Below are 12604 nucleotides of genomic sequence, written 5' to 3'. Positions count from 1 at the left end.
CCTGTTCCGCTCGCGCCAGAAATGCACCTCGATGCCCGAAACGCTAGGAAGTCGTGCGCGTGGGCGCGATCGCAGTCGCGCGAATGGGGCACATGGGGGGCGAACGCGTGGGCCGCTCGGGGGACCGTGACGGCGTGTCGGGCGTCCCTCGGCGGCTTCCCGGTCCAGGGACCGCCGGGGGACGCACGGGTGGGTGCGTCATCCCTCGGCCCCGGGGAAGAGGCTCAGGAACGGATCCGTGGACGCCGCGACGCCGCGACTGAACGGTGCGTCGAAATCCCAGATCAGGAAGAGCAGGAAGGCGATCAGCGCCGAGAACAGCCCGGCGAGCACCAGTTCGCGCGTCGTACGCCGGATCTGCAGGGCGAAGACCATGCCGACCGTGACGACGCCTCCCGTCACGAGCCCGAACCACACCACACCCGGCATGGTCGCCCCGGTCGACTCGGACCGGGCGATGCGGGCCTGGTCCGCGGCGGTCACCTGGTCGACGAGCGGCTGGTACGCCTGGGCCTCGAAGTCCGACCTCGGCTCGTAGTCGGTGACGTCCGCGCGGACGCGGTCGAGGAGCTCGGTGCCGCGTTCGGTCACCTCGCCGCGATCGGCCATGGCCTTCCACTCGGTGGTGACGACGTGTCCGACATAGGCGTTGACATCCTCCCGGATGCGGTCACGGACGTCGGGCGGATAGACCCGGACACGTTCCGAGATCTCGTGCAGGGCGACCGCCTCCGCCTGTACGTGGTCCTGTGCGGCGCTGCGTGCCTCCCAGACCCCGGCGATGGCCAGACCCAGGACGATGGCGTACACCACGCCGATCCACATCGTCATGTACTCGATGACGTCCGGAGTCTCGGTGATGTCCTCGTCGTCGGACGCCCTGCGGTGCCGTACGACGGTGATGATGACGACCACGACGCAGGCGGACAGCATCGCGAGGGTGAGAACAAGCCATTCCGGCACGAGGGCCTCCAGGGATCAGCGCGCACGGAGCGCGGCGACGGCGACCACGGCGGGCACCGTGATGAGCAGGACGAAGACGAGCGGCGACGTGGCCCCGCGTGAGGGTCGCTGTTGCTGGCGGGCGGCGCGGTAGCGCGGGTAGTGCACCGGGCTGAGCGAAGGCCGGGGCGTGGGCGTGGCCGACGGGGCGGGCGCGGGAGCCGCGGGACGGACCGGCGTCGGGGTGGGGCTGGGCGTCGGGGGCGGCGTCGGCCGGGCCGGAACGGGCCGAGGGGCGGGCGGGGGCTCGGGCTTCGGGGCGGGCGGCGCCGGGGGTTCGGGCTTCGGCGGGGGCGGGGGCGTGGGCTTCGGTGGAGACGGAGGGGGAGGCGTTGGTGGTGGGGGCGTGGGCGTGGGCGTCGGAGTCGGAGTCGGGGTGGGCGGGGGTGGCGGGGAGGGCTCGGGGCACGGCGGGAAGGTGGGCCAGGAGCCGCTCCCGGCGACCGCCACCACGTCGATGCCGCCCGGTCCGGTCGACACGTACGCGCAGGCGTCGGCCTGCGCCGGGCCGATGGGGGCACCGACGAGCGTGAACGTCAGTGTCACCAGGGCCAACACCCGTCCGGCAGGGGCGGGTCGGGTCGGTTCGAGTCCATGCACGACGCAGATCATCAAGCCTGACGCGCGGGGCCACGCCCGATTACCGGATGATTGCCCCGAAGGAGGTACATGGGCCACCCGGCGGTTTGACCGGCGCACACCCGCTCGCGCCGCGTCTCGCACCCGCGTACGAGCGGGCGTACCGGGCCCGGCAGGCCCCGGAAAGAAAACCGCGCCCCGTTGAACACGACCCGCTCTCCCGTGCGTACCCAGTGGCGTGCGACGGCACAGCGGCCGTCCCAACACCTTCGTGACGATCGGGGATTGACGATGAAGACCTCCTGGCGGAGCGCCTCACTCGGGCGAGCGCCGCGGTGGTGCTGGCGCTGACGACGGCGTGCGGCCAGGACGGCGGCAGCGCCACCGGCAGCCGGAACGTGGGTGCCACGGCCGCGCCCGGCGATGTCGGCACCATCGGCGCCGGCGCCGGCGCCGGACTCGGGACCGGCGCGGACGGTGCGCAGACGCCGGCGAGCCCGCCGCGGCCCGCGGGCAAGCTGTCCGTCTCCACGAACGCCGAGATCGGCGAGCTGGTGACCGACGGAGCGGGCCGCACCCTCTACCGCTTCGACGAGGACACCGCCAAGCCGCCCAGGACCACGTGCGAGAACGACTGCGCCACCGCATGGCCCCCCGTGGCCGCGGACGACGCCGTCGCCGGTGAGGGCATCGACAAGGCGCTGCTCGGCGAGGTCACCCGGCCCGACGGCACCAAGCAGCTGACCATCGGCGGCTGGCCGGCGTACCGCTACGCCGAGGACGCCGCTGCCGGGGACGTCAAGGGCCAGGGCGTGGGCGGCACGTGGTACGCCCTCGCCGCCGACGGCGGGAAGGCCGAGGCGGCCGCCCGGCCCGGACTGTCCACCCGCGACGATCCGGAGCTCGGCGAGATCGTCGTCGACGGGAACGGCATGACCGTCTACCGCTTCATGAAGGACGAGGCCTGGCCGGAGCCGGTCTCGGCGTGCACCGGCGCCTGCCTGGAGAAGTGGCCGGTCGTGGCGCCCGTGGAGCCCGATGACACCGAGGGTGTCGTGAAGAAGGACCTGATGACGTTCACCAGGCCCGACGGCGCCGAGCAGCAGACGGTGGACTGCTGGCCGGTCTACACCTTCGCCGGTGACGAGAAGGCCGGCGACACCGACGGCCAGGGCGTCGGCGGCACCTGGTACGCCGTCGCGCCCGACGGGAAGCCGGTCGGCGCGCCGGAGAAGTAGGGCCTGGCGTCGGCCGGCGCCGCGGGCGGTCACTGGATCGACCCGTGGGTGACGGAGACGCCCCTCAGCGCGGACAGCGGGCCGCCCCTCCGTACCAAGGCGGAGGGAGCGGCCCCGTTCGCGTGCTTTGGTGTGTCTTGACGCGCGGCACGTGCCCCGGGCAGTGACCGGGAACGGACTGTCAATTTCCGTTTGGGCTCGCCCCTTTGCCGGACGATCAGTAGCCTCACCTCGAACACCGGATCGCCTATGCCTTGGAGAGCTAGATGGAGCGTCCCGCCTGGGCCCCCCGCAGCATCGACATCTCGGTGCCCAGCGTGTCCCGGATCTACGACTTCTACCTGGGCGGTTCGCACAACTTCGAGGTCGATCGGCAAGCGGCCCGCGAGGCCATGGAGTTCCTCCCGGGACTCCCCAAGATCATGCAGGCGAACCGGGCGTTCATGCGCCGCGCCGTGCGCTTCGCGGCCGCCGAGGGCATCGACCAGTTCCTCGACATCGGCTCCGGCATCCCCACCTTCGACAACGTCCACGAGGTGGCCGGGCGCAACCGCCCCGGTGCCCGTGTCGTGTACGTCGACCACGACCCGGTGGCGGTCGCGCACAGCGAGGCCGTTCTGGCGGGCCACGACGACGCGGACGTCGTGGCCGCCGACCTCCTGAAGCCGGGGGAGATCCTCTCCAGCCCGCAGGTGGAGCGTCTGATCGACCTGAATCGGCCGGTGGCCCTGCTGTTGGTTGCCATACTGCACTTCGTGGAAGACGCGGACGACCCGTACGCGGCGGTGGCCGAGCTGAGCGACGCGCTCGCGCCCGGCAGCCTGCTGGTCCTCACGCACGCCTCGTACGAGGGAATCCCCCTGCCCGCCGAGCGGGCCGGGGGCGCGGTGGACGTGTACAAGGGCATCCGCCATCCGCTGATCATGCGTTCGCGCGAGGAGATCGCGCGGTTCTTCGAGGGGTACGACATGGTGGAACCCGGACTGGTTCCGATGCCGCGCTGGCGGCCCGAAGGAGTGCCGGAGGACGAGGACCCGTATGCGTTCTCGGGGTTCGCCGGCGTGGGGCGTACGGCGTGAACGCGGAACCGGACGGGCCGGAGGACAGACTGCGCCGGTTCGCGACGATCTGGAGCCGAGCGGTGTTCCCGGTGACCTCGACGTCGTCGACCCGGCCCGAGTTCGAGGAGGAACTGCTGCCGCTGGCCCGCCGGCTGAGCGAGGTGCTGCGGGCGCGGAGCCTCGACGCCGAGGAGGCCAGGGCGGTCGGCGCGGCGCTCGTCGACTCGCACTGCACCGACCCCGAGGCGCTCGCCCGGACCCTGGACTGCGTCGACGCCTACCTCGTGCTCTACTGCGGGGAGGGCGGCGACCCCGAGGACCTGCGGGCCCGTTCGGCGCGGCTCCAGCACGCCATGGCGGCCGGTTTCGCCGGGGCGCTGCGCGCCCGGACCCTGGCCGAACAGGAGGCCATCGCGCAGGCCGCCCTGAAGGCACAGGGCGTGGTGGCCGAGGCCCTGCACGCCAGTGAGGCCCGCTTCCGCGCGGTCTTCGAGGGCGCCGCCATAGGCATCGGCATCGCCGACCTGGAGGGCAACATCCTCCAGGTCAACGACGCGTTGATGCGTATGTTCGGCATCGCCGACCCGACCCTGGGCGGCCGCAGGGCCGTGGAGTGGACGCACCCCGACGACGCGCCGCAGACCTGGCGGCTCTACGACGAGCTGGTGCGCGGCGAGCGCGAGCACTACCACGTGGAGAAGGCCTTCTACCGCCCCGACGGAACGGTCCTGTGGACCAATCTGACCGTCTCCCTGCTGCGCGACGCCGACGGCACCCCGCAGTACCAGCTCGCGCTGATGGAGGACACCACCGAGCGCCGGCTGCTCAATCTGCGGCTGCGCTACGAGGCCACGCACGACGCGCTCACGGGCCTGCCCAACCGCAGCTTCTTCTTCGAACGCCTGGAGAAGGCCCTGAGCGCGGGGCCCGGCCGGCGCTTCGGCCTGTGCTATCTCGACCTCGACGGCTTCAAGACCGTCAACGACAGCCTCGGTCACGCGGCCGGTGACCGGCTGCTCGTGGAGGTCGCCGACCGCCTGCAGGCCTGCGCCACCGCGCCCGGCGAGATGGTGGCCCGGCTCGGCGGCGACGAGTTCGTCGCTCTGACCACCGGTACGGACACCCGGCACGAGGCCGACGAGCTGGCCGGGCGCATCATGAACGCGCTGCTCGCCCCCATCAGCATCGACGGTCGCGAACTGACCGTGCGCGGCAGCATCGGCGTCGTGGAGGGCCCGGCGGGCGAGCACAGCCCCGCGGAGGTGCTGCGCAGCGCCGACATCACCATGTACCGGGCCAAGTCGGCGGGCGGCAACCGTTTCGAGCTCGCCGACCCGGAGGCCGACGCCCGCGTCATCACCCGGCACGGCCTGACCACCGCGCTGCCGGCGGCCCTGGAACGGGGTGAGTTCTTCATCGAGTACCAGCCGCTGGTGCACCTCGGTGACGGCAGCGTGCACGGCGCCGAGGCACTGGTGCGCTGGCTGCACCCGCAGCACGGTGTGCTCGGCCCGGACCGGTTCATCCCGCTCGCGGAGCACACGGGGCTGATCGTGCCGCTGGGCCGCTGGGTGCTGGAGCAGTCCGTGCGGCAGGCCCGCGCCTGGCGGGAGCGGTACGGCGGGACGACCGCCGCGGGCCCGCTGCGGATCAACGTCAACCTCTCGCCCTGCCAGCTCAACCATCCCGGCCTGGTCCAGGACACCGTCGACATCCTGGAGCGGACCGGCGTCGCGCCCGACGCGTTGTGCCTGGAGGTGACGGAATCGGCGCTGATCGGCGCGGACGACGACCTGCTGAAGCCGCTGCGCCGGCTCGCCGAGATGGGCGTCGACATCGCCCTGGACGACTTCGGCACCGGCTATTCGAACCTCGCCAACCTGCGCCGGCTGCCGGTGAGCGTCCTCAAGCTGGACCGCTCCTTCACCCAGAGCATGCAGCGGTTCCCGGCGGACCCGGTCGATCTCAAGATCGTCGAGGGCATCGTCGCCCTGGCCCACAGCCTGGACCTCACGGTCACGGTGGAGGGCGTGGAGACCGGTGCCCAGGCCGAGCAGCTCCGCATACTCGGCTGCGACACGGCCCAGGGCTGGTACTACGCCCGCCCGGGCCCGCCGGAACGCCTCCACGAGCTGGCACTGGTGGACGCGACGGCCTGACGCCCGGGGCACCCGGTCGCGGGCGTCGGGGAGCGCCCCGCGAGGGGCGCGGGGCGGTGACACGGTGCGGCTCCGCAGCGACGGCGCGACCAGCCACGACGAACCGGGGTCCCCGGGGCGCCGGACGACAGGGGCGCCCCCGGGGCCTGCCCGCGAGGGGCTGCGGAGGCGTACCCCGCCGCCCGCGCGGGGGCGCCCATGGTCGTCGAACCGTCACCGCTCCAGCAGCATCCGCTGCAACTCCCGAGCCGCCCGGGGCGGAGCCACGTCGCTGCGGTGGGCGAGCGCGATCGTCCGGTGCAGCCCGGGCCGGGCCAGCGGCGTGACCCGCAGCCCCCGCCCCGACCGCGCCGCCACCATGCGCGGAACCACGGCCATCCCCAGCCCCGCCCGCACGAACCCCAGCACCGCGTCCATCTCCCCGCCCTCCACCGCGAAGTCCGGTTCGAAGCCCTCGGCACGGCACGCGGCCACGGTCAGTTCCCGCAGGTCGTATCCGTGCCGGAACATCACCAGCCGTTCGCCCTCCAGGTCGGCGATGCGCACCGCGCGCCGTCCGCCGCCCGGCCGGGGCGACTCCGGGGACGACACCACCACCAGGTCCTCCCGCAGCAGCTCCACCGTGGTCAGCGCCGGCGACGCGGTGGGCAGGGGAAGCACGACCAGCGCGAGGTCGAGTGCGCCGCGCGCCAGCTCGCGTACGAGGTCGTGCGAACCGCCCTCCTCGATCAGCAGCCGGATACCGGGATACCGGTCGTGGAACGCGCGCAGCACGTCCGGCAGGAGACCCGTGCACAGGCTCGGGGTGGCGCCCAGCCGGACCCGGCCGCGGCGCAGCTGCACCAGCTCCAGGACCTCGTGGCGGGCGGTGTCCGCGTCGGCCAGGATGCGCCGGGCCAGCGGCAGCAGTGCCTCGCCGGCGTCGGTGAGCGTGATGTTGCCCCGGGCGCGCAGGAACAGGTCGGCGCCCAGCTCCCGCTCCAGCGCCTTGATCTGCTGGGACAGGGACGGCTGGGCCACGTGCACCGTCTCCGCGGCCCGGGTGAAGTGCCGGGTCTCGGCGACCGCCACGAAGTACTGGAGCTGTTGCAGCTGCATACGGCAAGCATACGGCGCTGATAGGAATCAGCTATGGAAACAAGGCGTTCCATGTCTTGGACCGATGGGGTCTGGGACCCGTAGCGTCCTGTGCCATGGCTCTGGCAACGCGGACGGACCGACGGCCGTCCATGGCGCGCACCGTGTGGGACTCGACCGTCGGCAAGAAGACAGTGATGGCGGTCAGCGGTCTCGTCATGCTGCTCTACCTGGTCGCCCACATGATCGGGAACCTGAAGATCTTCTTCGGGGCGAGCGAGTTCAACCACTACGCCCACTGGCTGCGCACGGTCGGCGAACCGTTCATGCACTACGAGTGGACGCTCTGGCTGGTCCGCGTCGTGCTGGTCGTCGCCGTCGTCGCCCACGCCGTCTCCGCGTACCAGCTCAGCCGCCGCGACATCAAGGCGCGGCCCAGCAAGTACGTGCACAAGAAGCCGCGCTCCAGTTACGCGACGCGCACCATGCGGTGGGGCGGGATCATCCTGGCGCTGTTCATCGTCTGGCACATCCTCGACCTGACCACGGGCACCGTGCACTCCGGCGGTTTCGAGACGGGCAAGCCCTACCAGAACGTCGTGGACACCTTCTCCACCTGGTACGGCAACGTCATCTACATCGTCGCGGTGCTCGCCGTCGGCATGCACGTCCGGCACGGCTTCTGGAGCGCCGCCCAGACCCTCGGCGCCGGCAGCCGCACCCGCGACCGCGCCCTGAAGACCATCGCGAACGTCCTCGCGCTGCTGCTCACGGCCGGCTTCGTCGCCGTACCCGTGGGCGTCATGACCGGAGTGGTGAGCTGACATGACAACCTACGCCGACTACACGACCGGTGAGCCGGTCGCCGACACCAAGGCCCCCGCCGGGCCGGTCAACGAGCGCTGGGACACGCGCCGTTTCGAGGCGAAGCTGGTCAACCCCGCCAACCGGCGCAAGCAGACCGTCATCGTCGTCGGTACCGGCCTCGCGGGCGGCTCCGCGGGCGCGACCCTCGCCGAACAGGGCTACCGCGTCGTCCAGTTCTGCTACCAGGACTCGCCCCGCCGGGCCCACTCCATCGCCGCGCAGGGCGGCATCAACGCCGCGAAGAACTACCGCAACGACGGCGACTCCGTCCACCGCCTGTTCTACGACACGGTCAAGGGCGGGGACTTCCGCTCCCGCGAGTCCAACGTGCACCGGCTCGCCCAGATCTCGGTCGAGATCATCGACCAGTGCGTGGCGCAGGGCGTGCCCTTCGCCCGCGAGTACGGCGGCCTCCTGGACACCCGCTCGTTCGGCGGCGTCCAGGTCTCCCGTACGTTCTACGCCCGCGGCCAGACGGGGCAGCAGCTGCTGCTCGGCGCCTACCAGGCCCTCAGCAGGCAGATCGCGGCCGGCAACATCGAGATGCACCCGCGCACCGAGATGCTCGACCTGATCGTCGTCGACGGGCGGGCGCGCGGCATCGTCGCCCGGGACCTGATCACCGGGAAGATTGACACGTACTTCGCCGACGCGGTGGTCCTGGCCAGCGGCGGTTACGGCAACGTCTTCTACCTGTCGACCAACGCCATGAACTCCAACGCGACCGCCGTGTGGCGGGCGCACCGGCGCGGCGCGTACTTCGCCAACCCCTGCTTCACGCAGATCCACCCCACCTGCATCCCGCGCACCGGCGACCACCAGTCCAAGCTGACGCTGATGAGCGAGTCGCTGCGCAACGACGGCCGGATCTGGGTGCCGAAGGCCAAGGGCGACGACCGCCCGCCGAACAAGATCCCCGAGGACGAGCGCGACTACTACCTGGAGCGCGTCTACCCGTCCTTCGGCAACCTCGTCCCCCGCGACATCGCCTCCCGTGCCGCCAAGAACGTCTGCGACGAGGGCAGGGGAGTGGGGCCCGGCGGCCAGGGCGTGTACCTGGACTTCGCCGACGCGATCAAGCGCATGGGCCGGGGGGCGGTCGAGGCCAAGTACGGCAACCTCTTCGACATGTACCAGCGGATCACCGACGAGGACCCGTACGAGGTGCCGATGCGGATCTACCCCGCCGTGCACTACACGATGGGCGGACTGTGGGTCGACTACGACCTCCAGACCACCGTCCCGGGCCTGTTCGCCATCGGGGAGGCCAACTTCTCCGACCACGGCGCCAACCGGCTCGGCGCCTCCGCGCTGATGCAGGGCCTCGCCGACGGCTACTTCGTCCTGCCGGCCACCATCAACGACTACCTCGCCCGCAACCCCCACAAGGACGAGGTCGACGACGGCCACCCGGCGGTGCAGGAGGTGCTCGCCGAGACCGAGGACCGGCTCAACCTGCTCCTCTCCGTGGACGGGGACCGCACGCCGGACTCCTTCCACCGCGAACTGGGCGAACTGATGTGGGAGTTCTGCGGCATGGCCCGCACCGACTCCGGCCTGCGCAAGGCCCTGGAGCGCATCCCGCAGATCCGCGAGGAGTTCTGGCGGCGCATCAAGGTCCCCGGCACCGGCGAGGAGTTCAACCAGTCCCTGGAGAAGGCCAACCGCATCGTCGACTACCTGGAACTCGCCGAGCTGATGTGCCTCGACGCGCTGCACCGGGCCGAGTCCTGCGGCGGTCACTTCCGCGAGGAGTCCCAGACCCCCGACGGCGAGGCGGCCCGCAGGGACGACGAGTTCGGGTACGCCGCCGCCTGGGAGTTCACGGGCACGGGCGAGGCCCCGGCCCTGCACAAGGAAGACCTGGTCTTCGAGTACGTCCACCCCACTCAGCGGAGCTACGCATGAAGCTCACCCTGCGCGTCTGGCGGCAGAAGAACGCCGACGCCGACGGCGCCATGTCCACGTACGAGGTGGACGGCATCTCCCGCGACATGTCCTTCCTGGAGATGCTCGACACCCTCAACGAGGAGCTCATCCTCAAGGGCGAGGACCCGGTCGCCTTCGACCACGACTGCCGCGAGGGCATCTGCGGCGCCTGCTCGCTGGTCATCAACGGCGACGCCCACGGCCCCGAGCGCACCACCACTTGCCAGCTGCACATGCGGTCCTTCCAGGACGGCGACACCATCGACGTCGAGCCGTGGCGGGCATCCGCCTTCCCCGTGGTGAAGGACCTGGTCGTCGACCGTTCGGCCTTCGACCGCATCATCCAGGCCGGCGGCTACATCACCGCGCCCACGGGCGCCGCGCCGGAGGCCCACGCGACCCCGGTGCCGAAGCCGGACGCCGAGCTCGCCTTCGAACACGCCGAGTGCATCGGCTGCGGCGCGTGCGTCGCGGCCTGCCCGAACGGGGCGGCGATGCTGTTCACCTCGGCGAAGGTCAACCACCTGAACGTCCTGCCGCAGGGGGCGCCCGAGCGAGAGACCCGGGTGCTGGACATGGTGGCGCAGATGGACGACGAGGGCTTCGGCGGCTGCACCCTCGCCGGCGAATGCGCCACGGCGTGCCCCAAGGGGATCCCCCTGGTCTCCATCACCAGCATGAACAAGGAGTGGCTGCGGGCCACGCGCAAGGTGGCCAGGCGTCAATGAGGTGTCGTGGCGTCGCAGGGTCGTGACGGTTCGTGATCCCTGCCTACCGCAGGGATCACGAACCGTCACCGCGTGACGACACCACGACACCTCCGTAGCCCGGGCCCGACCGGACGTCCGCCGGACGGTGCGGACGGACGGGGCCGGGAGAGGTGCTCCTCCCGGCCCCGTCCCGCTTCCCGCCCCTGGCATTCAACAGGCCCACATCCACTCTCCCGGCCCAGGTCATGCACCGGCCAACCGGCAGCGGAAGAACAGGGGCGGCGGACCGTACACCGTCGGTCCGCCGTCGCCGCCCCGGCCCGTGACCAGGAGAGTGCCATGCCCGGCGTACTGACCGCAGACCGTCCCCCGAAGCCTGCCGCACCCCGCCGCTACACCGTTGCCCTCGCCCGTGACGAGGAGGACGTCCGGGCCGCGCAGCGGCTGCGGCACGATGTCTTCGCCGGGGAGATGGGCGCGCTGCTCGCCGGCCCGCAGCCCGGGTACGACGTCGATCCCTTCGACGCGTACTGCGACCACCTGCTGGTGCGGGAGGAGACGACCGGGCAGGTCGTCGGCACCTATCGGCTGCTGCCGCCGGAGCGTGCGGCGGTCGCCGGGCGGCTGTACGCGGAGAGCGAGTTCGACCTCGCGGCGCTGGACGCGATCCGGCCCGGTCTTGTCGAGGTCGGCCGTTCCTGCGTGCACCCCGACCACCGGGACGGCGCCGTCATCGGACTCATCTGGGCCGGCATAGCCCGCTACATGACCGACCAGGGCCACGAGTGGCTGGCAGGCTGCTGCTCGATCCCGCTCGCCGACGGCGGCGCCCTCGCCGCCGGCACCTGGGACCGGGTGCGGGCCAAGCACCTGGCGCCCGAGGAGTACCGGGTACGGCCGCTGCTCCCGTGGATCCCGCGCGCGGCGGGGCCGGCGGCCCGTACCGAACTGCCGGCCCTGCTGCGCGGCTACCTCCGCCTCGGCGCCTGGGTCTGCGGGGAACCCGCGCACGACGTGGACTTCGGCGTCGCCGACCTGTACGTGCTGCTGCCGATGAGCCGGGTCGACCCGCGCTATCTGCGGCACTTCCTCTCGCTCGTCCCGGCCTGATGAGCGCCTGGCTGCCCGCCGCGCCCTGTACCCCCGGGGCGTGCGTGGAGCCGTCCCGGGCCGCGGCGGCCGTACCGCTCGCCGTACTGCGGCTCACCGTGCTCGCCGTGCTGCTCCTCACCGCGATCGTGGTCGTGCTGACACCGCTCGGCCGGGGGAGCCCCCGCTCGCGGCGGAGGATCCCGGCCGTCGTGGTGCGGCATTGGTGCCGGTGGCTCGTGCGGGCCGCCGGCGTCCGTGTCCGCGTCACGGGGGCCGCCCCGCCCGAGGGCGGGCTGCTCCTCGTCGCCAACCACGTCTCCTGGCTCGACATCCCCCTGCTGGCCGCCGTGCGCCCTGCCAGGATGCTGGCCAAGAGCGACATCCGGCGCTGGCCGGTGGCGGGCCCGCTCGCCGCGCGCGCGGGCGTGCTGTTCATCGAACGGGACCGGCTGCGGGCCCTGCCGGACACGGTCGCCGCGATCGCGGGGGCCCTGCGCGCGGGCGCCGCGGTCGCCGCCTTCCCCGAGGGCAGCACGTGGTGCGGCCGGGCCCAGGGACGCTTCCACCGGGCCGTCTTCCAGGCCGCCCTGGACGCCGCGGTGCCGGTCCAGCCGGTCCGCATCCGGTACCGGAGCGCGGGGCGGGCGGTGAGCACGGCGCCCGCGTTCGTCGGGGAGGACACCCTGATCGCCTCCCTGTGGCGGGTGGCCTCGGCGCGCGGGCTGACCGCCGAGGTGGAGGTGGGGCCGGTCATCGGGGCGGGCCGGCACCCCGACCGGCGGTCGCTGGCCCGCGCCGCCCAGGGGAAAGCACCTTCGAAAAGTATGTGCACTTTGTGAGGTATGCGCCGTTTCTGTACTGCTGATACGGACAATCGGAAGGCAGGCACT

General features: G+C 72.2%; 10 protein-coding genes and 1 pseudogene. 8 read left to right on the top strand and 3 right to left on the bottom strand.

The annotated features are described in order from the left end of the window. Positions 1-198: 198 nt before the first annotated feature. Positions 199-963 (bottom strand): DUF4239 domain-containing protein, encoded by a 765-nt coding sequence (locus ACP4IX_RS16960; protein ID WP_426523300.1) that lies wholly within the window; start codon positions 961-963, stop codon positions 199-201. Between the two features lie 15 nt (positions 964-978). Beyond that, positions 979-1110 carry a hypothetical protein gene (locus ACP4IX_RS16955; RefSeq protein WP_345590120.1) on the bottom strand — a complete coding sequence of 44 codons (132 nt, stop codon included), beginning with the start codon at positions 1108-1110 and terminating at the stop codon, positions 979-981. A 762-nt stretch (positions 1111-1872) separates the two neighbouring features. On the opposite strand from ACP4IX_RS16955, the pseudogene ACP4IX_RS16950 reads away from it, so the two are divergent. From ACP4IX_RS16950 to rmdA, 3 genes and pseudogenes are all read left to right on the top strand, one after another. Further along, a pseudogene (locus ACP4IX_RS16950) lies at positions 1873-2819 on the top strand (SCO0930 family lipoprotein). A gap of 266 nt (positions 2820-3085) precedes the next feature. Then, positions 3086-3898 (top strand): SAM-dependent methyltransferase, encoded by an 813-nt coding sequence (locus ACP4IX_RS16945; protein ID WP_426523299.1) that lies wholly within the window; start codon positions 3086-3088, stop codon positions 3896-3898. Further along, on the top strand, positions 3895-6039 hold the full coding sequence (rmdA, locus tag ACP4IX_RS16940) for a cyclic Di-GMP phosphodiesterase RmdA (protein WP_426523298.1): 2145 nt from the start codon (positions 3895-3897) through the stop codon (positions 6037-6039). The genes ACP4IX_RS16945 and rmdA overlap by 4 nt, the downstream gene beginning before the upstream one ends. A 213-nt stretch (positions 6040-6252) precedes the next feature. Here rmdA and ACP4IX_RS16935 read toward each other — a convergent pair whose 3' ends face one another. Further along, on the bottom strand, positions 6253-7137 hold the full coding sequence (locus ACP4IX_RS16935) for a LysR family transcriptional regulator (protein WP_426523297.1): 885 nt from the start codon (positions 7135-7137) through the stop codon (positions 6253-6255). A gap of 131 nt (positions 7138-7268) precedes the next feature. Here ACP4IX_RS16935 and ACP4IX_RS16930 point away from each other — a divergent pair, with 131 nt between their 5' ends. The 5 genes from ACP4IX_RS16930 (at position 7269) to ACP4IX_RS16910 (ending at position 12553) form a co-directional block, all read left to right on the top strand. Then, entirely contained in the window at positions 7269-7940 is a 672-nt protein-coding gene (locus ACP4IX_RS16930) for a succinate dehydrogenase (protein WP_426523329.1), read from the top strand. 1 nt (position 7941) lies between these two features. Continuing rightward, a complete protein-coding gene (locus ACP4IX_RS16925; protein WP_426555988.1) occupies positions 7942-9891 on the top strand; it encodes a fumarate reductase/succinate dehydrogenase flavoprotein subunit in 1950 nt (649 codons plus the stop codon). Beyond that, a complete protein-coding gene (locus tag ACP4IX_RS16920; protein WP_426523295.1) occupies positions 9888-10640 on the top strand; it encodes a succinate dehydrogenase/fumarate reductase iron-sulfur subunit in 753 nt (250 codons plus the stop codon). The genes ACP4IX_RS16925 and ACP4IX_RS16920 overlap by 4 nt, the downstream gene beginning before the upstream one ends. Before the next feature lie 321 nt (positions 10641-10961). Then, positions 10962-11732 (top strand): GNAT family N-acetyltransferase, encoded by a 771-nt coding sequence (locus tag ACP4IX_RS16915; RefSeq protein WP_426523294.1) that lies wholly within the window; start codon positions 10962-10964, stop codon positions 11730-11732. Continuing rightward, positions 11732-12553, top strand: a complete 822-nt coding sequence (locus tag ACP4IX_RS16910; RefSeq protein ID WP_426523293.1) for a lysophospholipid acyltransferase family protein — start codon at positions 11732-11734, stop codon at positions 12551-12553. The genes ACP4IX_RS16915 and ACP4IX_RS16910 overlap by 1 nt, the downstream gene beginning before the upstream one ends. Positions 12554-12604: the final 51 nt, after the last annotated feature.

Source organism: Streptomyces sp. WG5, assembly GCF_049974565.1.
GTDB lineage: Bacteria > Actinomycetota > Actinomycetes > Streptomycetales > Streptomycetaceae > Streptomyces.
Note: the sequence above shows the minus strand (reverse complement) of the source record. Positions and strands in the feature narration are given on the sequence as shown.